General features: G+C 70.6%; 24 protein-coding genes and 2 pseudogenes. 16 read left to right on the top strand and 10 right to left on the bottom strand.

Going from position 1 to position 24,483, the window contains the following annotated elements; genetic code table 11:
* Positions 1-711: 711 nt before the first annotated feature.
* The 4 genes from ACGFU7_RS31910 to ACGFU7_RS31895 all read right to left on the bottom strand — a co-directional run bounded on the left by ACGFU7_RS31910 (position 712) and on the right by ACGFU7_RS31895 (position 4,836).
* Complete coding sequence (locus tag ACGFU7_RS31910; protein ID WP_393700415.1) at positions 712-1,506, bottom strand: TIGR04222 domain-containing membrane protein; 795 nt, start codon at positions 1,504-1,506, stop codon at positions 712-714.
* 97 nt (positions 1,507-1,603) lie between these two features.
* On the bottom strand, positions 1,604-2,677 hold the full coding sequence (locus ACGFU7_RS31905) for a TIGR04222 domain-containing membrane protein (protein ID WP_393700414.1): 1,074 nt from the start codon (positions 2,675-2,677) through the stop codon (positions 1,604-1,606).
* Positions 2,678-2,682: 5 nt separating this feature from the next.
* The gene (locus tag ACGFU7_RS31900; protein ID WP_393700412.1) at positions 2,683-3,990 is read right to left on the bottom strand and encodes a DUF692 domain-containing protein; all 1,308 of its coding nucleotides are present in this window, start codon (positions 3,988-3,990) and stop codon (positions 2,683-2,685) included.
* A 108-nt stretch (positions 3,991-4,098) separates the two neighbouring features.
* Positions 4,099-4,836, bottom strand: a complete 738-nt coding sequence (locus tag ACGFU7_RS31895; protein ID WP_393700441.1) for a DUF4142 domain-containing protein — start codon at positions 4,834-4,836, stop codon at positions 4,099-4,101.
* 190 nt (positions 4,837-5,026) lie between these two features.
* On the opposite strand from ACGFU7_RS31895, the gene ACGFU7_RS31890 reads away from it, so the two are divergent.
* The 6 genes and pseudogenes from ACGFU7_RS31890 to ACGFU7_RS31865 all read left to right on the top strand — a co-directional run.
* Entirely contained in the window at positions 5,027-5,284 is a 258-nt protein-coding gene (locus tag ACGFU7_RS31890; RefSeq protein WP_393700445.1) for a hypothetical protein, read from the top strand.
* Positions 5,221-5,712, top strand: a pseudogene (locus tag ACGFU7_RS31885) (aldo/keto reductase); the annotation flags it as partial. The gene ACGFU7_RS31890 and the pseudogene ACGFU7_RS31885, both read left to right, overlap by 64 nt.
* A 298-nt stretch (positions 5,713-6,010) precedes the next feature.
* Entirely contained in the window at positions 6,011-6,883 is an 873-nt protein-coding gene (locus ACGFU7_RS31880) for a LysR family transcriptional regulator (protein WP_393700410.1), read from the top strand.
* 113 nt (positions 6,884-6,996) lie between these two features.
* A complete protein-coding gene (locus ACGFU7_RS31875; RefSeq protein WP_393700408.1) occupies positions 6,997-7,863 on the top strand; it encodes an NAD-dependent epimerase/dehydratase family protein in 867 nt (288 codons plus the stop codon).
* 46 nt (positions 7,864-7,909) lie between these two features.
* Positions 7,910-9,547 (top strand): Na+/H+ antiporter, encoded by a 1,638-nt coding sequence (locus ACGFU7_RS31870; protein ID WP_393700407.1) that lies wholly within the window; start codon positions 7,910-7,912, stop codon positions 9,545-9,547.
* Positions 9,548-9,628: 81 nt separating this feature from the next.
* A pseudogene (locus tag ACGFU7_RS31865) lies at positions 9,629-9,895 on the top strand (diadenosine tetraphosphate hydrolase); the annotation flags it as partial.
* Positions 9,896-10,203: 308 nt separating this feature from the next.
* Here ACGFU7_RS31865 and ACGFU7_RS31860 read toward each other — a convergent pair.
* On the bottom strand, positions 10,204-11,439 hold the full coding sequence (locus ACGFU7_RS31860; protein WP_393700405.1) for an epoxide hydrolase family protein: 1,236 nt from the start codon (positions 11,437-11,439) through the stop codon (positions 10,204-10,206).
* 447 nt (positions 11,440-11,886) lie between these two features.
* Complete coding sequence (locus ACGFU7_RS31855) at positions 11,887-12,666, bottom strand: peptidyl-tRNA hydrolase (protein WP_393700403.1); 780 nt, start codon at positions 12,664-12,666, stop codon at positions 11,887-11,889.
* 72 nt (positions 12,667-12,738) lie between these two features.
* Between ACGFU7_RS31855 and ACGFU7_RS31850 the strand changes: the two genes are divergently transcribed.
* Genes ACGFU7_RS31850 through ACGFU7_RS31835 form a run of 4 tightly spaced genes read left to right on the top strand, consistent with a single transcriptional unit; the run spans position 12,739 to position 15,372 of the window.
* Entirely contained in the window at positions 12,739-13,416 is a 678-nt protein-coding gene (locus tag ACGFU7_RS31850; protein WP_393700402.1) for an AIM24 family protein, read from the top strand.
* Positions 13,413-14,465, top strand: coding sequence for an ATP-binding cassette domain-containing protein (locus tag ACGFU7_RS31845; protein WP_393700440.1), 1,053 nt, complete (start codon positions 13,413-13,415; stop codon positions 14,463-14,465). The genes ACGFU7_RS31850 and ACGFU7_RS31845 overlap by 4 nt, the downstream gene beginning before the upstream one ends.
* Positions 14,462-15,130 carry an ABC transporter gene (locus ACGFU7_RS31840; protein WP_393700400.1) on the top strand — a complete coding sequence of 223 codons (669 nt, stop codon included), beginning with the start codon at positions 14,462-14,464 and terminating at the stop codon, positions 15,128-15,130. The genes ACGFU7_RS31845 and ACGFU7_RS31840 overlap by 4 nt, the downstream gene beginning before the upstream one ends.
* A 50-nt stretch (positions 15,131-15,180) precedes the next feature.
* A complete protein-coding gene (locus ACGFU7_RS31835; RefSeq protein ID WP_393700439.1) occupies positions 15,181-15,372 on the top strand; it encodes a hypothetical protein in 192 nt (63 codons plus the stop codon).
* 290 nt (positions 15,373-15,662) lie between these two features.
* On the opposite strand, the gene ACGFU7_RS31830 is transcribed toward ACGFU7_RS31835, so the two are convergent.
* From ACGFU7_RS31830 to zapE, 3 genes are all read right to left on the bottom strand, one after another.
* Positions 15,663-17,042, bottom strand: coding sequence for an alkaline phosphatase PhoX (locus tag ACGFU7_RS31830; protein ID WP_393700399.1), 1,380 nt, complete (start codon positions 17,040-17,042; stop codon positions 15,663-15,665).
* Between the two features lie 125 nt (positions 17,043-17,167).
* Entirely contained in the window at positions 17,168-17,593 is a 426-nt protein-coding gene (locus tag ACGFU7_RS31825; RefSeq protein WP_393700398.1) for an OsmC family protein, read from the bottom strand.
* A gap of 108 nt (positions 17,594-17,701) precedes the next feature.
* Positions 17,702-18,841, bottom strand: coding sequence for a cell division protein ZapE (zapE, locus tag ACGFU7_RS31820; RefSeq protein ID WP_393700396.1), 1,140 nt, complete (start codon positions 18,839-18,841; stop codon positions 17,702-17,704).
* A gap of 37 nt (positions 18,842-18,878) precedes the next feature.
* Between zapE and ACGFU7_RS31815 the strand changes: the two genes are divergently transcribed.
* From ACGFU7_RS31815 to msrB, 4 genes are all read left to right on the top strand, one after another.
* The gene (locus ACGFU7_RS31815) at positions 18,879-19,643 is read left to right on the top strand and encodes a pyrimidine reductase family protein (RefSeq protein ID WP_393700394.1); all 765 of its coding nucleotides are present in this window, start codon (positions 18,879-18,881) and stop codon (positions 19,641-19,643) included.
* 149 nt (positions 19,644-19,792) lie between these two features.
* Entirely contained in the window at positions 19,793-20,245 is a 453-nt protein-coding gene (locus tag ACGFU7_RS31810; RefSeq protein ID WP_393700392.1) for an indole-3-glycerol phosphate synthase, read from the top strand.
* Positions 20,246-20,285: 40 nt separating this feature from the next.
* The gene (gene murC, locus ACGFU7_RS31805; RefSeq protein WP_393700391.1) at positions 20,286-21,680 is read left to right on the top strand and encodes a UDP-N-acetylmuramate--L-alanine ligase; all 1,395 of its coding nucleotides are present in this window, start codon (positions 20,286-20,288) and stop codon (positions 21,678-21,680) included.
* Positions 21,681-21,689: 9 nt separating this feature from the next.
* Positions 21,690-22,097: a peptide-methionine (R)-S-oxide reductase MsrB gene (gene msrB / locus ACGFU7_RS31800; RefSeq protein WP_393700390.1), complete on the top strand. Its 408-nt coding sequence runs from the start codon at positions 21,690-21,692 to the stop codon at positions 22,095-22,097.
* Between the two features lie 35 nt (positions 22,098-22,132).
* Here the strand turns inward: msrB and ACGFU7_RS31795 are convergent, their stop codons facing one another.
* Entirely contained in the window at positions 22,133-22,609 is a 477-nt protein-coding gene (locus ACGFU7_RS31795) for a hypothetical protein (RefSeq protein WP_393700389.1), read from the bottom strand.
* A gap of 308 nt (positions 22,610-22,917) precedes the next feature.
* Between ACGFU7_RS31795 and ACGFU7_RS31790 the strand changes: the two genes are divergently transcribed.
* A complete protein-coding gene (locus ACGFU7_RS31790; RefSeq protein WP_393700387.1) occupies positions 22,918-23,997 on the top strand; it encodes a dihydrodipicolinate reductase in 1,080 nt (359 codons plus the stop codon).
* Positions 23,994-24,473, top strand: coding sequence for a carboxymuconolactone decarboxylase family protein (locus ACGFU7_RS31785; protein WP_393700386.1), 480 nt, complete (start codon positions 23,994-23,996; stop codon positions 24,471-24,473). Before ACGFU7_RS31790 ends, ACGFU7_RS31785 begins: the two co-directional genes overlap by 4 nt.
* The last annotated feature ends 10 nt before the right edge of the window (positions 24,474-24,483 follow it).

Here is a 24,483-nt window from a genome sequence, read left to right as displayed (position 1 = left end):
GTCACCATGGCGTTTACAAGGGAATGCCATGCGCGGAAGAAGCGACGCAGCCGGAACAGGAGTCAGCTGGACTGTCGCCACCGTTCTCGCGTCGGTCCGGCCAGGCCGCCGGTCGTTTTCATTATGAAATATCCGGCCAGGCCGCTGGTCGTTATGAAATAAGTGACGTCGGCTTGTCGATTTCCATCATTACTCCTTTCCGCCCCTGATGCCGAGCCTGCAGCGGGGGTATGCATGCGTTACCGGCGGGAGAAGGTCGCAACCGACCGGACCGGCTGCGGTGCGGCCCAGCGGCCGGCACCTGACTGCGGCGCTCAGCCCGCTGCTCAGGCTCGCAACAGTCCGGCGCGGCGATGCGGGGCCCACCAGCGGCAGCGCGGAGTTGCGACAGCCGCCAGATCGAACCCGCCCTGGTGCCGGCCCGTCGGTCAATGCTGTCCACGTTCGTCAATGGCGTTCTCCGTGACGGAAATTGACATCCCGTCACCGAATCGGTCGGTCTGCTGCGGAGTCGGCCTCGACCATGGACCGCGAAATGGGGACCTTTTGCTCCCACGGGTTTCGCCGCCGGGCGATCGAGGCAGGTGGCCGGGGCCACGGTCAGGGCGGGCGGAACCAGGGATCCGAGCGTTCCGTACCGTGCTACCGCTCTCAGGCACGTTCCCTGCGCTCGGGTGGACGGAGCCGAAGGGGGATCGGTCGGGTGGGTGATCAGCTGGACGGACGGTGGCCCCCGAACGCGGCCCGCAACGCCGGATCGTCCACGGCGCGCACACCCCGTACGGCGATCGCCGCCAGCATGTCACGGTCCGCGTCAGCGGCCGGGACCTCGTTCGCGGCAAGCAGTCGCTGTCCGGCGGGTGAGGCCCATGAGCTGTGCGGATGGACTTCCATCCGGGCGATGATCAGACAGCCGAGGGTCAGCACGAGCGGCAGCCCGAACCAGACGAGCAGCGAGACCACCGGACCGTCGGCGCTGCGCTCCTGACCGGGCATCAGCAGCGCCACAGCACCCATCGCGACCACCAGCAGAGCCGCGCCCCGCACCGCGCGGACCGCGGCCGCGACATCGGTCCCGGCGCCGCCGGGGACGGCCAGGCCCGCGGTGACGAGCCGGTCGGCCAGGGCACGCACGGTGTCGGCGGCCGCCGCGGCCGTCCGTATCGGCGGTATCGGGGACTGGCCCTCCGGACCGATGGCACGGATCACCGCGCGCTCCATCTCGTCCCGGCCCTCCGGGTCGACGACCGTCGCCCAGCCGGTGTGGGCGAGCAGCAGCCGTCGCCGCAGATGCATGGTGACCAGCGCCAGATCGACCACCCGGTGCGGGCCGCCGGCCAGGAACGCGGTCTCGTACAGGGTCAGTTCATGACCGTCGATCACCGTCCGTAAGGTATTGGCGGATACGTCGGGCAGCAGCCCCGCGCGGGCGGAGACGATACAGAGCCGGATGCACGAGATGGCTGCCGCACCCCATGCGACCAGCAGAAACAGAACCCAGAGCATGGCGGATTTCTATGCGAGGCGGGCGTGGAACGCCATGGTCTGTTCATCATGCGGACGGTTCGGCGGCGTGGGCCGAGGCGCCGGATGCCGCCGTCGCTCAGGAACTGCTGCCACAACTGGACCCGCCACCGCAGCTGGAACCGCTGCTGCTGGAGCAACTGGAGCCGCTGCTGCTGGAGCAACTGGAGCCGCTCGACCCGCCGCAGCCGGACCCTGAACTGCAACTGGACCCCGAACCGCAGCTCGACCCCGAACTGCACCCGCCGCCGCCCCCTCCGCTGCCGCTGCCACCGCCATTGGAGCTTCCGCAGCTCCCGTTGCCGGGGCTCGTGCCGGCACACCACACCGCCGGTGCGACGAACATGCCGGAGGAGTCCGAGGACGAGGACGAGCGCGAGCCCGAGAGCAGCGGCCGTCCGGCCGGGCGCATCCGGGCCGCCGCGATCAGCTGCGTCTGCAGTACGGGATCGGGGAGGGCCCGCAGTCCGTGCGTGGCCACCAGATGGGCCGGGTGCGGGTTGTACGCATGGGCGGTGCGGTACGCCTCGGCTGCCTGCCGTCCCGCCTTGGTGACGCGTCCCCGGGCGACGCCGGCGCAGACGAAGCCGATCGGGAAGCCGATCAGCAGGAAGGGGAGGACCTTGAAGATGAACGGTACGGAGAAGTCCCCGTCGGGCGAGTAGTCGGCCATGGACTGCACAGCCGTCACCACGACGGTGACCGGGATGGCAAGGAAGCAGCCCAGCCCCTGCGCAATGCCCCAGCGGCGCCACGTACGGATCGCGGCGGGTGCGGCCAGCAGACCGCGGGCCGCGAGCCCGTCGCCGATCTCCTGCACCGCCGGGTGCCGCATCACCGCATCACGCAGGGCGTGCAGCGCGCCGCTGGGCGCCATGGCGTGTTCCTGGAGCACCGCGCGCTCCACCGGGTCACGGGCGCCCGCCTGCTGGACGGCGACGATGCCGGGACCGCCGATGGCGAGCCGCCCGTCCGCCTGCATCGCGGTGAGCGCGGTGTCCACCACCCTGCCCGGACCACCGTTCAGGAAAGCGACTTCGAAGAGGTCGTGGACGGAGCCGCCGGACCCGCCACGGGCACGCGCGAGCCCCACGATCAGGAGGACCGAGGAGACCACGATGCCGAGATCCACCAGCACTGCGAGGGCGTTCATGCCGGTCACCTTCCGACCAGGGCCGCGCGGGCCGCTCGTACCAGCCGGGTGGAGCGGCGCGGCGGTCGCGCGGCGGCCCGGTCCTGCCACCAGTGGGTCAGCCGGCGCCGTGCCGCGTCGTCGGCGGGCCGGCCGGCGATCAGCAGCCCCTCGGCGAAGTCCAGCGCGTCGCGCCGGTATCCGGCGGACATGGGACGGGTCCTGGCGTACGCGAGGAAGGCGTCCCGGTAGTCGGCGCCCAGGATCTGAGGCAGCTCGGGTGCCACCTTGGCGACGACCCCGGCCCGCTTGGCGGCCAGGGCACGGCTCTGAATCCCGAGACGGCGGCGGTCGAAGCCCTGCGGGGCGGGGGTGCCCGCGACGAGGGCGGAGAGCAGCGCGGTCTGGGCGACCGCGACCCGGTCACGCACCGATTCCAGGGACGGCACGGTGCTGCGGACCGGCCGCGATACGGACTTCCCGGCATGCGCCGACGTACCGGTGCCAAGGGCAGCCGCCCGGTCCAGCGTGGCGCGGATCGTGGTCAGTTCGCCCGCCAGCTCCTCGGCCGGCGGGAAGTCGTCGTCCCGTTCCAGGAGTACGCCGGGCGGGTCGACCCGGGAGCGGAGTACGGCGAGGACGTCGAGCACGGGCTCGGTGACCGGGTGGGCGTGGGTGTCGTGCCAGACGCCGTCCTTCTCGACGCCGCCCGCCACATGTACGTACGCGATGGCCTCCACCGGCAGCTCGTCGAGCGCGGTCGCCGGGTCCTCGCCGCGGTTGACATGGTTGGTGTGCAGATTGGCGACATCGATCAGCAGCCGGACCCCGGTGCGCTCGACCAGCTCCGCCAGGAACTGCCCCTCGGTCAGCTCCTCGTCGGGCCAGGAGATCAGCGCCGCGATGTTCTCCAGTGCCAGTGGCACCGGCAGCGAGTCCTGCGCGATCCGTACGTTCTCGCACAGCACGTCCAGCGCGTCCCAGGTCCGCGGCACGGGCAGCAGATGGCCCGCTTCCAGCCCCGGCGAAGCGGTGCGCGGCCCCCCGGCCCGTACGAACGCGATGTGCTCGGTGACCAGCGGCGTTCCGAGCAGCTCGGCCCGGGCCGCGAGATCCGCGAGCCGGCCGGCATCGGGGCGTTCGGCTCCGCCGAGGCCCAGTGAGACGCCGTGCGGGACGACGGTGACACCGCGTGCCCTGAGCCGTGCCAGCGAATCGGGCAGATGGTCGGTGCAGATGTTCTCCGCGACCGCCTCCACCCAGTCGATCCCCGGCAGTTCCTCGACGGCGTCCGCGATCTCCGGCCGCCAGCCGATGCCGATTCCCAGCTTCATGTCGTCCCCCTCCTCCACTCCGTGCAGGGCTAATGGCCCTGGCGGGCGGTGGTGAATCCGAAGAGGGGGACGTTCAGAGGTTGATTTGAGGTTCCCGGTCCGGGGCGGTCAGGGCATCGGCATCGTGGAGGGCCGCGAGGTGAACGACATGTCCCCGGTCGGTTCCGCCGGAACCGGCACCTGCGGCACGACTGTGCCGGCCGGAGCGGGCGGTCCCGTCGGACTCGCCGTCGCCGCGCCCGCCGCCTCGCGCGCGATCGCGTCGAAGTCGACGAAACCGGTGCCCTCCAGCATGGTGATGTGGTCGAGCACCGTCTGGTTGGCATCGGTCGCCAGCTGCCGGATCAGCGAATTGCGGGTGGTGTGCCGGACCTGGGCGATCAGAGCGAAGACCTTGCCGTGCGCGTTCCTCAGCAGATTGGCGAACTTGCGCTCGTACTCCTGGCCGCGCGCCGCCGTCAGCTCGCGCAGCCAGCCCTGCTGCTGCTCGGTCGGCTGGTTCGGCAGCTCCACACCGAGCTTGGCCGCCACGTCCCGGGCCCGGCGGTCCAGATCCGTGTGCCCGACCACCAGATGGTCCCCGGCGGCCTTGATCGCCTGGGTCGGCGCGCGCTCGATGGCCTGCTGCCCGGCGGGCAGCTCCCAGAGTCCGGCGAGGCGCACCTTCACCAGGAGGTCCCGGTCGGTCGCGGAGAGCGGACCCCACTGGGTGGCGACGGTCGAGGCGTTCAGATTGGCCTGGCCGGTGCCCGATCGGTCGGCGTAGGACCAGACGGGATAGGCGAGCGCGCCGAGCGTGGCGACGAGCGCCGCGATGATGAGGGCCGTTCCGTTGATGCGTCGCAACAAGGTCTCTCCCGGGCCGAGGCGTGACGGCGTCGAATACTGCCGGTGCGGCAGTACCGGGAGGTACGTATCTCCGCACCGGGATGTTCAACGGGCCCTGAGGAAAAGGGCGAACGGGCCCCGCTGGCACGGGAGAACGGCCGCTGGAAGCCGCCCTCAGCCGCGCAGCGCGGGATGGTCGGCGACCACCGTGCACGAACTCGTCATCCTCGGCCTGGCCGGCACGGCGGGCCGTGTCGCGCTGATGGCGCTGATCGGCTCACGTACCGACCTGTGGTGGATGCGGCTGCTCATGCTCGGAATGGGACTGGCCATGGGCCGGGTCGTCGTCTCCACACGGGCGGCGACCCTCGTCGCCATCTCGCCGGCAGACGCCGGCCACGCCTCACCGAACAGCCCACCTACTCGATCCTGCAGCGCGGTATCGAAACCCATCTGCTGCCCGTGACCGAGCAGTACGGCCTTGGTGTGCTGGTGTGGAGCCCGTTGGCTTCGGGCTGGCTGTCGGGCGCGATCCGCGAGGGCCGGTCCATCACCACCAGCCGCTCCACGTTCCTGCCGCAACGCTTCGACACCGCCATCCCCGCCAACCGGGCCAGGCTCGATGCCGTCGAGCAGCCGGCCACGGTTGCCGACGAGGCGGGCCTGACCACGATCCAGGTCGCGCTCGGATTTGTGACCGCGCATCCCGCCGTGACCAGCGCGCTCATCGGTCCCCGCACACTGGACCACCTGCACTCGCAGCTCGCCGCCGCTGACACCGTGCTCTCCGCCGACGCGCTCGACGCGATTGTCGCTCCCGGCACCGACCTGGCCGCGCACGAGAAGAACGACACCCCGCCCGCGCTGCTCGACCCGGCACTGCGGCGCCGCTGACCGCCGGGCCCACCGCGCCAACCACGTAAAGAAACGGGACGGAAGCACTTCCATGTCCGACTCGAACACCGTAAACGCGCAGAAGACCGTGGGGCGCCCACCACGGTGGCATCCGCGAAGCCGGTCGTCCTGTCCGCCCCGGGCCGCGGTGAGGACCTCCAGGTCCGCGTGTCCGCCCCCGCGACCGGCAGAGCCTCGAATTTCCCCACCTGGTGCTCAGGGGTTGGCCAAACCTGCTCAACTGATCTCCCCGACGACACGGTCCGGAGGAACTAGGCTGGGGTGTGGCGTCTGCACGGTGGGAGATGTCGTGGATGTCGATCTGCGCAAGATGCGCTACTTCGTGGTTGTGGCCGAGGAGTTGCACTTCGGCCGGGCCGCCGGGCGGCTGCACATCACGCAACCGGTGCTCTCCCGGCAGATCCGCGCGCTGGAGCACGAATTGCGCGCGCAGCTGTTCATCAGAAACAAGCAGACCACCGAGCTGACGGCTGCCGGCCGTCAGCTGCTGGAGGACGCGCGCCCCCTGCTGGCCACCGCGCAGGCCCTGTGCCGCCGGGTCCAGCAGGCCGCCCACGGATCTTCGGCGTTCACGGTCGGCTTCATGCCCGGGATCACCGTGACCGGCGCGGTGCGCGCCTTCTCCGCCAGGCATCCCGAGCTGAGCCTGCAGGTGGTGCGCACTTCCTGGGGCGACCAGGTGCAAGGGGTGCACGAGGGCCTTCTCGACGTGAGCTTCGTACGGCTGCCCGTCGACCATCGCGGCCTGGAGCTGCGCCCGCTCTTCCGGGAGCCGCGCGTCGCCGTACTGCCGGCGGACCACCGGCTGGCGGGCAAGGAGTCCATCGTTATCGCGGATCTGGCGCCCGAGCGGCTGCTGCAGGACCCCGACGCCGTCCCCGAGTGGCGTGACCTCCCTGAGCGTACCGGCGGCGAGGGGGCCGGGCCGCGGCCCTCGTTCGCCACCGTCGAGGAGAAGCTGGAACACGTCGCGACGTCCGGGGGCGTCCTCGTCCTTCCGCTGTCCACCGCGGCCTATTACACCCATACCGATGTCGCGCATGTGCCCATCGACGACATCGGCCCCAATGAGGTCTGCCTTGCCTGGAGCGCCGGCCGCCGCTCCCCGCTGCTCCCGGAGTTCGCCGACATCGCCGCCGCCCAGCACTGATGCCCGGGGGACATCACCGCTGACGGAAGAGGTCTTGGACGCCGGCCGCGGTACGGGCCAGGGTGGAGGAGCGGCGGAATACCCCGCCGCCATCGACAAGGACCGTGAGAGCGATGCAGATCTTCATCACAGGCGGCTCCGGCTACATCGGCCGCTCCACCATCCGGGCACTGACCGGGCACGGCATCGGCGTGACGGCGCTGGCGCGCAGCGAGCACGCGGCGCGCACCGTGTCGGACCTTGGCGCCACCCCGGTTGCGGGGGCGCTCACCGACACCGATGTCCTCCATGGGGCGGCCCGCGGGGCCGACGGGGTCATCCACCTCGGGGTGGACTACGCCGAGGGCACCGCGGACGTCGACCGCGCAGCGGCGGAGGCACTGCAGGACGGTGTGGGAAGCGGCCCCTATGTGCACACGGGCGGGGTGTGGGTGTACGGCGACACCGACGGGGTCGTCGACGAGAACGCCCCGCTGAGCCCGCCACGCATCACCGCTTGGCGGCTGGAGAACGAGAAGCGGGTGCTCGCCCGGGCCGCCACCGGAGAGCGCCCGGTGATGGTGATGCCAGGGCTCGTGTACGGCCGCTCCGGCGGACTGGCGCAGTCGTTCTTCGTCGAGCCGGGGCGCACCGCAGGTGCCGTGCCCTGCATCGGGGACGGCTCCAACCACTGGGCACTGGTCCACGTCGACGACATCGCCGAGCTGTACGTCCTGGCCCTGAACGCCCCGGCCGGTTCCGTTTACGCCGGGGTCGGCGGCCAGAACCTTCCGCTGGCGGACGTCACCCGGGCCCTCAGCCACGCCGCCGGATGCCCGGACCGGATCGAGTCGCTGACCGTCGAGGAGGCCGTACGGCGGATGGGCCCGATCGCCGAGGCATTCGCCCTCGACCAGCAGTTCAGCGGCGCCCGGGCGCGCCGCGAGCTCGGCTGGACGCCCACCCGTCTCGACGCCCTGGCCGAACTCGCCCAGGGCTGAACCACCAGGGAAAGGGGTGCCTGCCCCATCGGGAAGGCGGTGCCGAATGCGGGGCCTGGAAGTCACCGTGGTAATTCTCGCGGCCGTGCTGGCCATGACGTGGCTGGCTCGCCGCCTGCGCTGGAACGAGCCGGTCCTGCTGGTGGCGGGTGGCTGCCTGATCGGTCTCACCCCCGAGTTCCGCACGCTGGTCCTGCCGCCCCCGGTCGTTCTGCTGCTCTTCTTGCCACCCTTGCTCTACTGGGAGTCGCTGACCACCTCGCTCCGCGAGATCCGGACGAATCTGCGCGGAATCGTGCTGCTCGCGACCGGCCTGGTGCTGGCCACCGCTGCCGCCGTGGCCGGGGTGGGGCACGCGCTGGGCCTCTCCTGGCCGCTCGCCTTCGTCCTGGGCGCCGTCGTCGCCCCCACCGACGCCATCGCTGTGCGGGCGGTTGCCCGGCTCCTGCCCCGCCGGATCCGGACCATCCTCCGGGCGGAGAGCCTGATCAACGACGGCACCGCACTTGCCCTCTACGCGGTGGTCGTCGGGGTCGCCGTTCAGGGACAGGCCGTCACCTGGTCGGGCACCGCCGCACGCTTCCTGCTGGCCTACGCGGGCGGTGTCGCGATCGGCGCCGCCTGCGCCGTCGTCGTGGTGGCACTGCGCAGGTGGTTGCGTGACCGCGTGCTGGAGAGCACCCTGGCCGTGCTCACCCCGTTCGCCACCTATCTGCCCGCGCAAGTCCTGGGCGTCTCCGGCGTCCTGGCAGTGGTCACCTGCGGTCTCATCCTCAGCCAGGCAGGCCCCAAGGTGATCAGCGCGGGCGCCAGAGTGCAGATCACCGACTTCTGGAAGGTGAGCACCTTCATCCTCAACAGCGCCCTGTTCGTCCTTGTCGGCATTCAGACACCCGCCATCGTCAGCGGCGTCGGCTCCGCCTCCTTGGGATACGCGGCCGTCACCGCCTTGCTCATCAGCGGCGTAGTGATCGCCACTCGCCTGCTGTGGCTGTACTCGGTGCCCTACCTCATCCGCGCCGTCGACCGCCGCCCGGTCCAGCGCACGCTGCGCTCCGGCGCCCGGCAACGTTTTCCCCTCGCCTGGAGCGGCGTGCGCGGGGCCGTGTCGCTGGCAGCCGCGCTCGCCGTCCCGGCCACCACCGCCCAGGGCCGTCCGCTCCCGGGACACGGCCTGCTGGTCTTCACCGCCGTGACCGTCATCCTGGTCACCCTGGTCCTCCAGGGGACGACCATGCCCGCGGTGATCCGCTGGTCCGGGCTCCACGGCGATGCCATCGAGACCACCGAGGAGCGCCGCGCCCATCGCCAGATCGCCACCGCCGCGGTGGAGGCGCTTCCCGACCTCGCCGGCCGCCTGGATACGCCACCGGAGACCGCCAACGCCATCCTGAGCGAACTGCGCGAGTACGCCACCGAGGTCGCGGAACCGTCCGACGCCACCGGTCCCGGCGTGCGGGCGGGACTCGAACTGCGCCGCACCCTGATCGACGTCAAACGCAGCGCCCTGATCCGCCTGCGCGACCAGCGCACCATCGACGACATCGTCCTGCGCCGACTGCAGTCGGTCCTGGACAGCGAGGAAATCAGGATCGAGCTGGCCCTGCGTGCCTTCACCGGCCGGCCGCCCTCACCACCGGCCGGCGGCACGGCCGATCCGCGCGGCAGGGCGCCCGGGGAGTGAGCGACCGCGTCAGGGCCTGGGCTGTGGCGCTCCCAGGCACCCTCTGAGGGGCAGGTGATCGCGGCCGGGCAGGTTCTGGCCGTGGTTGACGGCTGGCGGATGGATCGGATCGGGAGCGCTCTGCGAGGCGAAAACCCCGCGGTGCTGCGGCGCTTGAACGCGGGATTCGCAGTGATCGGCGATGTGCAGTTCCTGCCGGGCTACTCGGTGCTCCTGGTGGATGATCCCAAGGTGGAGAGACTGTCGGACTTGCCCAAGGACAAGCGTCTGGCCTTCCTCTCCGACATGGACCAACTCGGAGAAGCGGTCGAGCGAGCATCCCGTTGCATGGATGCGGCATTCCGACGAGATCGTGCCTGATGCTTGGTAGCGCAACGCTGACGATCAGTGCGTCCAGCGTCGTCTCGAACAGGCCGATCAGTGCGGCGATCAGCGCCGCGGCGGAGCTTCCCGTTGCTCTGGTAGAGGCCCGCTGACGGAACGGGCGTGGCGGTGGGCATGACAGGGCTCCCGGGAGGGTGGCGGCGAGCGGGGTCCCGCAGGTAGGCCGGCTCAGGCAGACGGCGTGGCGGGCCATGCGGGGCGGTCGGCCGACGCGCACGCCCCCGCCAGGCAACGTTTGCCCGGCCCGTCGCCGGACGAGCCCGCAGGGTCGTTCAGGGCCTGCGGCCGTGGAAGGTGCGGCGCAGGTCGCTCACCCAGGCGTCGGGGTTCTCCCAGGGGATGAAGTGGCCGCCGTGGTCGTGGGCGTTGACGTTGACGTGGTTGAACCAATCGGCCTGCGGGCCGGTCTTGAACGCCCGGACGCGCTCGTTGGCGGTGTGGATGCCGGGCGGGTTCTCGTACGTGACGAAGGTGAGGCCGACCGGGGCCTGCACGACCGGGGTGCGGTCGTGGGCGGGGGCCCAGGGGTAGCGGTTGGCGTTGGCGTAGTAACGCATCGACGTGGCGATGGAGTTGTTCACCCAGTAGATCGTGGCGTGGGTGAGCAGGTCGTCCTTGGTGAAGACGGACTCGACGTCGCCGCCGTTGTCGCTCCAGGCGTTCCAGCGCTCCAGCAGCCAGGCGAGCAGCCCGGCGGGTGAGTCGCTCAGTCCGTGGGCCAGGGTGGCGCCGTCGAGCATGTGCACGGCGAGGTGGGACGCCGAGCGGTGGTCCAGCTCGATGATGCGGGCGCGGACGTCGGCGGGCTGGTCGCCGGTGAGGGGCCGATTCCGGGCGAGGTCCCAGGCGCGGGGGCCGGTGAAGAAGTCGAGCGGCAGCCCGGAGCCGATATGGATGCCGTACAGCTCGTCGGCGTACTTGTGGCCGAGCTGGCTGGAGACGATCCCGCCGATGTCGCAGCCCCCGGCGGCGTACTTCTCGTATCCCAGGGTCTCGGTCATCAGGGTGTGCCAGAGGTCGGAGACCTTCCAGAAGTTGACGTCCGAAAAGCCGGTGAGCGGGCCGGGGAAACCGAAGCCGGGCAGGGACGGCACGATGACGTCGAACGCGTCGGCGGGGTCACCGCGGAACGCGGCCGGGTCGGCGAGCGGGTCGATCACCTTCGACCAGTGCCAGAACGTCCACGGCCAGCCGTGGGTGAGGATCAACGGGATCGGACGGGGGCCGCGGCCGGGCTTGCGCATGAAGTGCACCGGGACACCGGCGACGCTCACCTGGTAGTGCTCGTAGGCGTTGATGGCGGCCTCGGCCTTGCGCCAGTCGTAGCCGTCCCGCCAGTAGGCGATCAGCTCACGCAGATAGCTGTCCGGGACGCCGTAGGACCAGTCCCCATTCCCCTCGTCCAGCGGCGGACGGGTCAGTGTGAGACGGGCGCGCAGGTCATCGAGGACCTTGTCGGACACATGGATCGGGGTGGGCTCCAGGGGGAAGGCGTGCGGGGCGGTCATGGCATGGTTCCTTAGTGGGTGGGGGGAAGCGGTGCCGTCGGCCTGTTGGGTGGTTGGGCGGCGAGCCGGGCCATTTTAAGGAGTGCGGGATCACCAGGGCAGGGAAACGGGGACGCCGCGCTACTCGCGACCTACTTTGCGGCTGGTGTCTGAGCTAGGACTCCCGGGCCAGTAGCCGAATGAGATCAGGCGTATCGGGTGCATGGTCTGGTTCTCCTGCTTCTGGTGGTGAGGGTGTCTGGTCGGTGAAGACGGGCATGCCGAGGCCGACCAGTTGGGGCCGGCCGTCGGCCGGGACCCGGCTGAGGCTGTTGAGCTTGGCAGTGGCGGCGTCGAGGCCGACCTGGAGTCCTTCCGCCGGAGCCTCCACAGTCCACGGCGAGTGGGCGGCGTGCCGGCTGAGCGGGATCGGCGGGCTGTCGGAGATGCCGACGCAGAGCAGTCCGCCTACGGTCGCCGTAGGCGCGGGAGAGGGGAGTAGCGATCGCCTCCCTCGACCACAAGAGTTTTCCCGGGGGCGATCTCGGTGAACCCGGCGTCATGCACCACCGGAAGCCCGCTCACCGTGAGTTCCTGCCAGCGGCCCGCCTCCGGAACGGCGACCGACAGCGGGAAGCCCGCCTCGCGCCACGCCTTGCGCTCCGTCTCCGACAGCTCCCACCAGGCAAGCTGCGCACCGTGCCCGGCCTGCGCCATCGCCTTGCCCGCCGACATGTCCAGCTCCGGGTTCAGCCACAGCACCGGGCCCGCGGGATCGGGCGCGGCCGGCGGCTCGGGGTCGTCCAGATCCGTCCCCGACACCTGGAGTTTCGCCAGCTCCTTCGGCCAGCCGTCCAGAGGCACCGGCGGGAAGACCCGTACCTCGGCGCTCTCGCCCGTGACCGTGATGCCGGGCAGCGCGGACGCCTTGCGCCACTCCGCGCCGCGTGCCCGCCGCACCACCTTGCGGATCCGGGCGTCCTGCCAGTCCCGCATCGCCTGCGCCCACTCGCCCTCGTCGGCCGAGCGCTCGTCGGAGAGCATCACGAGCACCGCGCGGGCGGCGGTCCGCAGTGCGTCGGTACGGGCCGGGGGAGCCGTCTTCTCGATGTGCACGACCAGCGGCAGCACGTACTGCGGGGCCTCGTCGCGGCTTGTCCGCCCGGACCTGAACGGGCTGTCCGTCGCAAGGGAGCCGGACGTGGCCGGGGATGCGGACGGGGATACGGGGATGTCGTTGTCGCTCACTCGTACCAGTCTGCCAGCCGCCCGAGAATCGCTTCTTGGCGGAATGAATCGCTCCGGGTGAGGATGCAGCGCATGAAGAGCGATCTCTTTTCCAGCGAGAACATGGCGCAGCAGGCAACCGCCCCCGGGATGACCCTGCAGAACGCCAAATCCATCAAGTACGCCGTGAACGGCGAGATGCATGCCCGCCAGGGAGCGATGATCGCCTTCCGCGGCGATCTGCAGTTCGAGCGCAAGGGCCAGGGCCTCGGCGGCATGCTCAAGCGCGCCGTCACCGGCGAGGGGCTGCCGCTGATGGCGGTCCGCGGCCAGGGCGAGGCATGGTTCGCGCACGAGGCCGCCAACTGCTTCATCGTGGACATGGAGCAGGGCGACGTCCTCACCATCAACGGCCGCAACGTGCTCTGTTTCGACGCCACGCTCTCCTACGAGATCAAGACCGTGAAGGGCGCCGGGATGACCGGCGGGGGCCTCTTCAACAGCGTCTTCACCGGATACGGCAAGCTCGGCCTGATGTGCGAGGGCCACCCCATTGTCATACCCGTCACGCCCCAGCAGCCGGTGTGCGTCGACACGGACGCGGTGGTCGGCTGGAGCGCCAACCTGACCACATCGCTGCACCGCTCGCAGAGCTTCGGCTCGATGATGCGCGGCGGGTCAGGAGAGGCCGTCCAACTGCGGCTGGACGGCGAGGGATTCGTGATCGTACGGCCCAGCGAGGTCAAGCCCGAGAAGGCGTCGGCCAACTGAACCTGAGTGGGGTGGGCCGCCGGTACGGGATCGGCGGACCATGGGTGCTGCGCGGAGTCGATCTCGACCTGCCCTCGCACACCCTGATCCGGATCGAGGGGGCCAATGGCACCGGCAAGTCGACGCTGTTGAGGCTGCTCGCCGGGATCGACGCCCCGACGGAGGGCCGGATCACCGGCCGCAGGCCCCGTACGGCATACGTCCCCGAGCGTTTCCCGGCCGCGCTGCCGTTCACGGCGGCCGGGTACCTGGTCCACCTCGGCCGGATCCACGGCCTGCGGACCTCCGAGGCGGCGGACCGGGCGCAGTCGTGGCTCGCCCGATTCGGGGCCGCCGGCCATGCCCGTACACCTCTCCCGGAACTCTCCAAGGGCACCAGCCAGAAGGTCGCCGTCGCCCAGGCCCTCCTTGCCGAACCGGAGCTGCTGGTCCTGGACGAGGCATGGACCGGCCTGGACGCCGCGGCCCGCGACGAGTTGGACAGGGCCGTGGCCGAGCGGGTCGCGGCGGGCTCCACCGTCGTCTTCGTCGACCACGACCCGCGCCGGCTCGCCGGGACGGTCGACACCGTGTTCCGGGTCGAGGGGCACGGGCTCGTCGCCGTGCCCGTGGCGCAGTCCGCGGGGACCGGGCCGCGGGTACGGATCGAGGCGGCGGGCCCACCGGGCGCCGCGCTCCCCGCAGGGCTGCCGGGCGCACCCGAGCGCACACCCGCGGCCGACGGGGGCGTACGGCTCACCGTCGCGGCCGCACACTCCGACGCGCTGCTGCGCGCCCTGCTCACGGCGCGCCCGCCGTGGCGCATCCGGCAACTGACGACCTACCCAGGTGCCGCCCTGGGCCCGGAAGCTGTCCCGGCCTCCGGGGCCGAGCCGGCCCCGGACACCGTCGCGAATCCGGAGGCCGCTCCGGCTCCCGGGGGCGAGTCGGCCCCTGGCGCCGCTCCGGACATCGTCCCGGGCTTTGAGACCGCTCCTGGCCCGGAGATCGTCCCGCACCCGGAGACCGCCCCGGCCTCCCGTGCCCGCTCGACCCCCGAGGCACCATGACCGCCCTCCTCCGTTACCAGACCGCCCTGCTGATCCGTTCCCAGCGCTGGCTCGCCCCCGTTCTGCTGTACGCGGCCTTCCTCGGCATCGGCGTGCAGTCGGGGCAGCCCGTTCTCGACTCGCTCGGATACGCCGCCGCCGGGCTCCTGCCCGTCACCGCCTGGCTCGTACAGCTCTGTGCCAACCAGGAGCCACCCGCCGCCCGGACCGTCACTGCCGCGGTGGCGGGATCGCCGCGGGTCCATCTGGCGTCGCTGCTCGCCGCGCTCGGGTGTGCCGGGCTGCTGGGCGTGGCCGCCACCCTGATCGTGCTACTGATCAGCAAGCCGGCCAGTACCGACAACGCCGTCCGGGTCGCACTGCTGCCCGCCGGGCTCGCCGGACTGCTCGCCGCCGCCTGCTGCGTGCTGCTGGGGGCGGCGGTCGGCGCGCTGTGCACCCGGCCGCTGCTGCACCGGCGCGGCTGGTCCGTCGCCACCACCGTGCTCGCCGCACTGCTGGCCCTGGTGACCAGCGGCTCGCCCGCGAACTACGCCGTGACGGGCCTGGTCACCGGTTCGCAGACCGGCACCGTGCACGTGCCGCTCCTGCCGTTCGTCGCAGCCGCCGCCCTCGCCGCCGCGGTGGCCGCGCTCGCCTGCAGGCTCACTTCGCTGCGCGGCTGAGTAGGCTCGTACGCATGGACGAGCGCATCGACGGACGCATGGACGAGCGCATGGACGAGTCGTACTGCGGAACGCCTGCTGTGGCCCCCGCACCCGCCGGGGCGGAGGCCGCCGCAGGACCTCCGTACGCCGAGTGCGTGCTGTGCCGGAAGCCGACCGAGTACCCGGAGTCGGTCAAGGGCATCACGCTCTGTCCGGTCTGCGAATGGCAGGAGGCCCAGCGCACGGCATGCTCCGGCTAGGACGGGCGCGTTCGCATCAGGTCGGAGACGCGTGGCGAACCCGACGACCGGCATCGGGTGCCGGAAGCGGCTGCGACGCCCAGGTGTTGGTCTGGGCGGCCGGTGAGGGGCCCGATGAAATCCGAGGGTCGGCGGGTGGTCTGCTGCGGGCCACGGGGCGGGCCGCCGGGCTCGCAGGCGCGTCCGGGCCAGGTGCCGACCGGACGGGGCGTTCACCAATGGGTAGCAGGCTTCGCCCCGGGCAGCGTGCCGGGGCGGACAGCAACTGCCCGCCCCGGCACGTCAACACGTCAGCGCCACGGCCCCGTCACCGCGAACGTCGTCCCCGGCGTGTAGCAGTTGACGAACATCGTCCCGCCGTCCGGAGCGAACGTGACCCCGGCGAACTCGCCCCACGCGGGCTCCTCGGACGTCCCGATGTTCTGCCGGCCCCGCGCCATCGCGTACACCTCGCCACCCCGCGTCAGGCCGAACACATGCTGTGCGCCGTCGCCGTCCTCGCACACCATCAGCCCGCCGTCGGAGGCCAGGCAGATGTTGTCGGGGGACTCGCCGGGCAGCTGGATGTCCGTACCGGGACCGAAGACGATCACCAGGGTGAGGCGGCGCCGCTTCGGCTCGTACCGCCACACCTGGCCGTAGTGGTCGGCCGCCGAACCCTGCGAGCTGTGCGCGAAACTGGAGACGAAGTAGACCGCCGAACCGCCCCAGTAGCAGCCCTCCAGCTTCTGCGCGTGCGTGATGCCCTCCGGGCCGAAGTCCTGGAACCGGATCGGGGTCTCGGCCGCCTGCGGATCCGGTACGGGAACCCACTCGACGCCCTCGAAACTCGCACCGGTCTCCTGGATCACGGAGAGGTCGGGGACGCCCGGCACCCGCATGGCCTCCAGATGACCGCCGGCCCGCAGCGAGCCCGTCCCGCCGAGCGGTTTCCTCGGCAGGAAGCGGTAGAAGAGCCCGAACGGCTTGTCGAACGCGTCCTCTGTCTCGTACACGATCCCGTTCTTCGGATCGATCGCGATCGCCTCGTGCTGGAAGCGGCCCATCGCGGTGAGCGGCACGGCCCCGGTGCGGTGCGGATCGGCGCCGTCCACCTCGAAGATGAAGCCGTGGTCCTTGGTGTAGCCGTTGGTGCCGGCCTTGTCCTCGGTCTCCTCGCAGGTCAGCCAGGTATTCCAAGGGGTGCGGCCGCCCGCGCAGTTCACCGCCGTACCGGCGATGGCGACGCGTTCGCTAAGGACGTTGTTGCGGCCGTCCAGCTCCAGGGCCGTACAGCCGCCCTTGCCCATCGGGTCGTAGGTGAGGCCCTCGACGGTCGGGACCGGGATCTTTCCGGTGGCGCGGTTCTCGTGGTTGCGCACGAGACGGACGTGTCCGTGCCGGCCCGTGAAGGCGGCCATGCCGTCGTGGTTGCTGGGGACCTGGCCCTCGCCGGAGCGGAGCGGGTCTCCCTCCCGGGACAGGACCCGGTAGCGGAAGCCCTTCGGGAGGTCGAGCAGGCCGTCCGGGTCGGGCACGAGCGGGCCGTAGCCGCTGTGTCCACGGGCGGCGGCGGTACCCGCGAAGAGTTCGGAGAACGCCCCGGCGAAGGCGATCGAGGCAACGGCCGCGCCGCTGCCGGCCAGGACCTGTCGTCGTGTTGCGAGTCGTCGTGCAGCTGCTGATGACATGAGGCAACTCCCTGCTGGCGGACAGGAGAAGTGACCCGCATGTGTGTACCACGCGTATCGCCGCGCGGGAACCATGCGGGTCACTGAGCCTCGCGCGTCTCACGGGCCCGGAGGGGCCCGTGGGGTCAGGCCAGGGACGCGGTGAGCGTGATCGTCGTGCCCGTGAGCGCCTGGCTGACCGGGCAGTTCGCCTTGGCGTCCTCGGCGGCCTTGACGAAGCCCGCCTCGTCGAGACCGGGCACCTCGCCCTGGACGGTGAGGTGAATACCGGTGATGCCGGTACCGGGCTGGAAGGTGACCTCGGCCTGGGTATTCAGCCGGGTCGGCGGGGTGCCGGCGGTGGCTAGGCCGTTGGACAGTGCCATCGAGAAGCAACTGGAGTGGGCCGCCGCGATGAGCTCCTCGGGACTGGTCTTCCCGTTCGCCTTCTCCGCGCGGGACGGCCAGGAGACCTCGTAGTCGCCGATGCCGGAGGAGTCGAAGGTGACGACGCCCTTGCCCTCGATCAGGTTGCCTTCCCAGGCCGTGTGCGCCTGACGCGTGGTAGCCATGCTGGATCCCTTCGAACGGTGTGCGCGGTTGATACGGGAGATACGAGGCGCCCCGGGGCACCTCGGGCGGTACCACCCGAACCTGCTTCGGGTGGTACGCCCCCGAACCTACTGCGCCACCAGACCCTTTGCGTCGCGCGCCAGCGCCGTGAGCCGGGAGATCGCCCGGAAGTACTTCTTCCGGTACCCGCCGTTCAGCATCTCCTCACTGAACAGCTTGTCGAACGGGGCCCCGGAGGCGAGCACCGGAACCTCCCGGTCGTACAGCCGGTCGGCGAGGACGACGAGCCGCAGCGCGGTCGACTGGTCCGGTACCGGCTGGACCTCGGTGAGGCAGACCGCCCGCAGGCCGTCCGTCAGCGCGCCGTAGCGGCTCGGATGGACCCGGGCGAGATGGTCGAGGAGCGAGGGGAAGTCATCCAGGCTGGCGCCCTCGGTGGCGTACGCGGTCTTGATGACCTGCTCGTCGGAGTACGGCGCGGGGGCCTCGGGCAGCCCTCGGTGGCGGTAGTCCTCGCCGTCGATCCGCAGCGGACGGAAGTGCGAGGACAGCCCCTGGATCTCCCGCAGGAAGTCGGCGGCGGCGAACCGGCCCTCACCGAGCTTGCCGGGCAGCGTGTTGGAGGTGGCGGCGAGCGCGACCCCCGCCTCGACCAGCCTGCTGAGCAGCGACGACACCAGTACCGTGTCGCCCGGGTCGTCCAGCTCGAACTCATCGATGCACAGGAGCCGGTGCCCGCTCAGGGTCTGCACGGTCTGCTGGAAACCCAGCGCACCGACCAGGTTTGTCAGCTCGACGAAGGTGCCGAACGCCTTCAGCGACGGCGCGGCGGGCGTGGCGTGCCAGAGGGAGGCCAGCAGGTGCGTCTTGCCGACGCCGTAGCCGCCGTCGAGGTAGACGCCGAGGGGCGCCGCGGGCGCCGTCGGCTTCTTGCTGAACCGCCCACCCGTCGCCCGCCACCACCCCTCCGAGGAGGCGCTTCGCGCTCTTCTGTTCTTGCCGGAGCCGGTGGCATGCGCCCCGCCGAGCCCGCCCGCGAAGCCGCTCAGGACTTTGACCGCCTCGATCTGGCTCGGCTGGTTGGGGTCCGGGACGTAGGTATCGAAGCGTACGGAGTCGAAGCGCGGCGGCGGCACCATCTCGGCGACCATGCGGTCGGCGGGGACGTGCGGCTCGAGGGCACACAGGGACAGCGGGGCCGTTTCGGCTATGGGGCTCTGCCCCGGCACGGCGGTGGAGGACGACACAACTCTCAACCTTAAGCGCCGTGCCAGACTGCAGAACATGCGACGCCTCTTCCCTGTGACCGACCTGACACCGGCTGACGACGAGGGGGAGTGGAGCCTGGACCATCTGGCCGACGCCTACGCGTACCCCGAGCAGGACGGCCCCTGGCTGCGCGCCAACATGGTTTCGACGCTGGACGGTGCCGCCCAGCACGACGGGCGCTCGCAGCCGATCTCCTGCGAGAGCGACATGCGGATCTTCGGCACCCTGCGCGCTCTGGCCGATGTGGTCGTGGCGGGGGCGGAGACGGTACGGCTGGAGGGCTACCGGCCCGCCAGGGCCCGCGAGGCCTTCGCCGCCCGCCGGGCCGCGGCCGGGCAGGGGCCCGCGCCGGCGATCGCCGTGGTGAGCGGCAGCCTGGACCTGGACTTCTCGTTGCCGCTCTTCGTCTCGCCGCTCGTCCCGACCCTCGTGCTGACCGGCACCGGAGCCCCCGCGGACCGGATCGAGTCGGCGCGCAAGGCGGGTGCCGAGGTGGTGATCGCGGGGGAGGGCTCCCGAGTGGACCCCGCCAGGGCCGTACGGGAGCTGGCGGACCGCGGACTCAAGCGACTGCTGACCGAGGGCGGCCCCAGGATGCTGGGCCAGTTCGTGGCGGCCGGGGTGCTGGACGAGCTCTGTCTGACGCTCTCGCCGATGCTGACCGCCGGAAACGCGCAGCGGATCGCCGGTGGCCCCTCGGTCCCCGTGCCGGAACGATTCGCCCTGGCATCGATGCTGGAAGAGGCCGGGTTCCTCTTCACCCGATACCGTCGGATCTGACAATCGGTGGAATTTACCGTTCCGGTTAGCTTCCGGTGGGCACAATTACTCTCGCAGACCCCGTGCGAGCACGGGGAAGGATGGTTTCGGCAGAGACCGGCGACGGTCACTGATGCAGAAGGGCGCCCGTAGTGTTCACCAGCGTTTTGATGATCGAGAAGCCCCTCACTTCCGAGGACGTCGAGTTCGTCACCACCCTGCACGGGGAGGAGCAGATCTCCTTCGTCGTGCTCATGCAGCCGCGCGGTGACCAGGCCGATGTGCTGTTGCGGGCCATCGACGACCTGGCAATGGGTGAACTGAAGGAAGCCGCCCGGGAGGGTGATGAGCCGGAGGGCAAGAACGCCAGGCAGTCCGCCGAACTGGCGCTCGAAGTGTCACTTGAGGCCCTGCGGCAGGCAGGCTCCGAAGCGGTCGGACAGGTGATCGAGGAGCACCCGCTGGACAAGCTGAAGTCCGTGGTCGACGACGCGGAGGCGGATGAGGTCATCGTGCTGACCGCGCCGCACTACGTGGAGGAGTTCTTCCACCGGGACTGGGCGTCCAGGGCCCGGCACAAGGTCGGCGTACCGGTGCTCAAGCTCTTCGCGCACAGCGAATAGGCTGTGCGGGACTCGTTTCAACTTTTGGGGAGACACACGCATGGCACCCGGTATTCCTGCCGCCATGGAACGGCCGCACTTCATCGGCATCGGCGGCGCCGGGATGTCGGGCATCGCGAAGATCCTCACCCAGCGCGGCGCGAAAGTTGCGGGCAGTGACTCCAAGGAGTCGGGAACGGTCGAGGCGCTGCGGGCGCTGGGGGCGACCGTCCACATCGGGCACGCCGCCGGACACCTGGCGGACGACGCCTCGTGCGTGGTCGTCTCCAGCGCCATCCGCCCCGACAACCCGGAGCTGGTGCGCGCCGCCGAGCTGTCGATCCCCGTCGTGCACCGCTCCGACGCGCTCGCCTCCCTGATGGGGGGCCTGCGTGCGATCGCGGTGGCCGGTACGCATGGCAAGACGACCACCACATCGATGCTGGCCGTCGCCCTGTCCGAGCTGAACCTCGACCCCTCGTACGCCATCGGCGGCGACCTCGCGGGCCCCGGCACCAACGCCGCGCACGGCGAGGGCCAGATCTTCGTCGCCGAGGCGGACGAGAGCGACCGCAGCTTCCAGAAGTACGACCCCGAGGTCGCGATCGTCCTCAATGTCGAGCTGGACCACCACGCGAACTACGCCTCGATGGACGAGATCTACGAATCCTTCGAGAGGTTCGCCGGCAAGATCGTCCCGGACGGCACCCTGGTGATCGCCGCCGACCAGCCCGGCGCCGTCGAGCTGACCAAGCGGGTGCGCGCCCTCTCGTCGGTGAAGGTCGTCACCTACGGCGAGTCCGAGACCGCCGACGTACGTGTCCACAAGGTCACCCCGCGCGGCCTGACCAGCGAGGTCACGGTCATCCTGAACGGGAAGTACCTCACGTTCACGGTCTCCGTGCCCGGCCGCCACTACGCCCACAATGCGGTCGCGGCCCTCGCCGCCGGCGTCGCCCTCGGTATCCCGGCCCACAACCTGGCCTCGGCCCTCGGCAAGTACACCGGGGTCAAGCGCCGCCTCCAGCTCAAGGGCGAGGCGGCAGGGGTGCAGGTCATCGACTCGTACGCACACCACCCCACCGAGATGGCCGCGGACCTCGAAGCGATGCGCGGCGCCGCGTCCGACGCCCGCCTCCTGGTCGTCTTCCAGCCCCACCTCTTCTCCCGCACCCAGGAGCTCGGCGCCGAGATGGGCCAGGCCCTCGTGCTGGCCGACGCCTCCGTGGTCCTGGACATCTACCCGGCCCGTGAGGACCCGATCCCCGGCATCACCAGCGACCTGATCATCGGCGCCGCGAGGTCCGCGGGCGCCGATGTCACCGCCGTCCACGACAAGGCGGCGGTACCCGAGGTCATCGCGGGAATGGCGAAGCCCGGCGACCTCGTTCTCACCATGGGGGCGGGCGACGTCACGGACCTCGGCCCGCAGATCCTGGACCACCTGTCGAGCTGAGGGAGCGACGTGTCGTACGACATCGAGAAGCCGGACGAGCAGTGGCGGGCGGAGCTGAGCCCCGCCGAGTACACGGTCCTGCGCCAGGCCGGCACCGAACCCGCCTTCGTCGGCGAGTACACCGACACCAAGACCACGGGCGTCTACTCCTGCCGCGCCTGTGACGCAGAGCTGTTCCGCTCCGACACCAAGTTCGAGTCGCACTGCGGCTGGCCGTCCTTCTACGACCCGAAGGACACGGACGCGGTCGAACTGATCCAGGACCGCACCCACGGCATGGTCCGCACCGAAGTCCGCTGCGCCCGGTGCGGATCGCACCTCGGCCATGTCTTCGAGGGCGAGGGCTACCCGACCCCGACGGACCAGCGGTACTGCATCAATTCGATCTCACTGCGCCTGACGCCCGACAAGGGCTGACGGGCAGGCCCGGGGACGAGGGCTGACGCCGGACGTCAGCCCTCGTCCCCGTTCTCGTTCTCGGGGCTCTCCGGCCGCAGCAGCGGGTGGGCGACACCGGGGAAGACCCGGGCCCGCACGACCGGCTCCGCGGACCCGCCCTGGACCACCGTCTCGGCGACACCCCACGGCCGGCCGGGCAGCATCACGGTCAGGATGTACGAGGACGCGCAGCCCATGCAGTCGTAACGGTCCGCCCAGGTTTCCACGTCCGTGACGCTGCCGGGGTAGCGCGCCACGTGCCGGTGCAGCGCGTGGCAGCGCTCGCACCTCTCGCCGGGCTCGCACGTACCACCGCAGGGGCACGGAACGTCGAGCGAGTCGGCGGGACGCCAGCGCTGGGTGAGGACGGCCTCACGCGTGGCGCCCATGTCCTTCATCGCCTTCAGATTGCGGGCGGCGACGTTGTACGACTCGCCGGTCGCGGCCATCCGGTCCCGGATGACGTCCTTGCGTCCGCGGTTCGTCGTCATGGCTTCCTCATCTGTTCCTCCGGCGGTTCACGCAGCCCGTCAGGAGGCCCACGAGATCGTACGGTCTACGGTACCGGTCGCTCCGAGGAAGCCGTGACGTATGTCCGGCCGGGTCCGGAAGCTCAGGACGGGCCGCAACCTCACCGCCACCCTTCAGTGCGCCCGGGTGTGCCTCAGCTCGTGCTGGAATTGCTGGAACGGCACGCTGTCCGGGAAAGCCCATTCATCGCCCTGCTGCACACGAGCGATTGGAATTCTTTCCGGTCACGCCACTATGAACTGATGCGCCCTCTCGCTACCCTCCGCGCATGATTTCCACGGTTGTCTGGGGTACTGGAAACGTCGGCCGCGCGGCGATCCGTGCCGTCGATGCCCATCCGGCGCTGACGCTCACTGCCGTGCTCGTCCACAACCCCGACAAGGTCGGCCGCGACGCGGGCGACCTCGGAGGGCTCGACCGCGGTCTGGGGGTTGCCGCGACCGACGACATCGACAGTGTGCTGGCCTCCGGTCCCCAGGCGGTGGTGTACGCGGCGTCCGGCGACATCCGCCCCGACGAGGCCCTCACCGACATCATCAGGGCCATCCGAGGCGGAGCCGTAGTCGTCACCCCTGCGGTGTACGCGCTCTACGACCAGCTGGGCGCCCCGCCGGTGTTGCGGGATCCGGTGCTGGCCGCCATCGCTGAGGGTGGCGGCTCGCTGTTCGTCTCCGGTGTCGACCCCGGCTGGGGTAACGACGTGCTGCCGCTGCTGATCAGCGGACTCGGAACCACCGTGGACGTGATCCGCTGTCAGGAGATCTTCGACTACTCCACCTACGACCAGGAGGACTCGGTCCGGTATTTGGTCGGCATGGGACAGCCGATGGACTATGAGCCGCTGATGCTCGCGCCGACGGTCCCCACGATGGTCTGGGGCGGCCAAGTGCGGCTGATGGCCAGAGCCCTCGGTGTCGAACTCGACGACATCTGCGAGACGTTGGACCGGCGCCCTCTTGAGACCATGGTGAGTACCAGGACGATGGGCGAGTTCGAGGCGGGCACCCAGGGCGCTGTCCGGTTCGAGGTGCAAGGCATCGTCGAGGGCGAACCCCGCATCATCATCGAGCACATCACGCGCATCCATCCGTCCTGCGCACCGGACTGGCCGACGCCGCCCGACGGCGACGGCGCACATCGGGTGGTCATCGAGGGCCGCCCGCGCATCGAGGTCACGGTCGAGGCCACCGACGAGGGCGAGAACCGGTCCGCGGGCGGGAATGCCACCGCAGTCGGCAGGCTCGTGAGCGCCATCGACTGGCTTGTGGGCGCGGAACCCGGACTTTACGACGCGCTCGACGTCCCACTGCGCCCCGCGGTCGGCAGACTCGGAAGGAGACAACGATGAACATCGATATCCCCGAAGGCAAGGATGCGATCGAGTACGTGTGGGGGGAGATGATCCCCGGGATCGGGATCGCCGCCGCGAATTTCTCGATGTCGGTGTATGCCCACACGACCCTCGGACTACGTGAGTTCGAGGCCGCGCGGTTGCGGATCGCACAGATCAACGGGTGCATCTTCTGCCTTGACTGGCGGACCGAACGGGACGGAGCGAAGGTCGAGGAGGAGTTCGCCGACGCGGTGGCCCGGTGGCGCACCACTGACGCCTTCGACGACCGGACCCGGTTGGCCGCCGAGTACGCCGAGCGGTACGCCCTGGACCACCACGGCCTCGATGACGAGTTCTGGACTCGGATGACCGCGCACTACAGCCAGCCCGAGATCGTGGAGCTGAGCATGAGCATCGGCTCGTGGCTGGCGTTCGGCCGGCTCAACCATGTGCTGGGCCTCGACACCGTGTGCGCGCTGCCCGGGCACTGAAGTGGTCCGG

This window comes from Streptomyces sp. NPDC048473 (assembly GCF_043200155.1).
Classification (GTDB): domain Bacteria; phylum Actinomycetota; class Actinomycetes; order Streptomycetales; family Streptomycetaceae; genus Streptomyces.
The sequence above is the reverse complement of the archived record's forward strand: the minus strand, read 5'-3'. Positions and strand labels throughout refer to the sequence as shown.

Bases quoted from the DNA above. Each gene is read 5' to 3' on its own strand.
- ACGFU7_RS31910 (WP_393700415.1), bottom strand. From the start codon at position 1,506: ATGCTCTGGGTTCTGTTTCTGCTGGTCGCATGGGGTGCGGCAGCCATC.
- ACGFU7_RS31905 (WP_393700414.1), bottom strand. From the start codon at position 2,677: ATGAACGCCCTCGCAGTGCTGGTGGATCTCGGCATCGTGGTCTCCTCG.
- ACGFU7_RS31900 (WP_393700412.1), bottom strand. From the start codon at position 3,990: ATGAAGCTGGGAATCGGCATCGGCTGGCGGCCGGAGATCGCGGACGCC.
- ACGFU7_RS31875 (WP_393700408.1), top strand. From the start codon at position 6,997: ATGCAGATCTTCATCACAGGCGGCTCCGGCTACATCGGCCGCTCCACC.
- ACGFU7_RS31870 (WP_393700407.1), top strand. From the start codon at position 7,910: ATGCGGGGCCTGGAAGTCACCGTGGTAATTCTCGCGGCCGTGCTGGCC.
- ACGFU7_RS31860 (WP_393700405.1), bottom strand. From the start codon at position 11,439: ATGACCGCCCCGCACGCCTTCCCCCTGGAGCCCACCCCGATCCATGTG.
- ACGFU7_RS31850 (WP_393700402.1), top strand. From the start codon at position 12,739: ATGAAGAGCGATCTCTTTTCCAGCGAGAACATGGCGCAGCAGGCAACC.
- ACGFU7_RS31840 (WP_393700400.1), top strand. From the start codon at position 14,462: ATGACCGCCCTCCTCCGTTACCAGACCGCCCTGCTGATCCGTTCCCAG.
- ACGFU7_RS31835 (WP_393700439.1), top strand. From the start codon at position 15,181: ATGGACGAGTCGTACTGCGGAACGCCTGCTGTGGCCCCCGCACCCGCC.
- ACGFU7_RS31830 (WP_393700399.1), bottom strand. From the start codon at position 17,042: ATGTCATCAGCAGCTGCACGACGACTCGCAACACGACGACAGGTCCTG.
- ACGFU7_RS31825 (WP_393700398.1), bottom strand. From the start codon at position 17,593: ATGGCTACCACGCGTCAGGCGCACACGGCCTGGGAAGGCAACCTGATC.
- ACGFU7_RS31815 (WP_393700394.1), top strand. From the start codon at position 18,879: ATGCGACGCCTCTTCCCTGTGACCGACCTGACACCGGCTGACGACGAG.
- ACGFU7_RS31810 (WP_393700392.1), top strand. From the start codon at position 19,793: ATGATCGAGAAGCCCCTCACTTCCGAGGACGTCGAGTTCGTCACCACC.
- murC (WP_393700391.1), top strand. From the start codon at position 20,286: ATGGCACCCGGTATTCCTGCCGCCATGGAACGGCCGCACTTCATCGGC.
- ACGFU7_RS31795 (WP_393700389.1), bottom strand. From the start codon at position 22,609: ATGACGACGAACCGCGGACGCAAGGACGTCATCCGGGACCGGATGGCC.
- ACGFU7_RS31790 (WP_393700387.1), top strand. From the start codon at position 22,918: ATGATTTCCACGGTTGTCTGGGGTACTGGAAACGTCGGCCGCGCGGCG.
- ACGFU7_RS31785 (WP_393700386.1), top strand. From the start codon at position 23,994: ATGAACATCGATATCCCCGAAGGCAAGGATGCGATCGAGTACGTGTGG.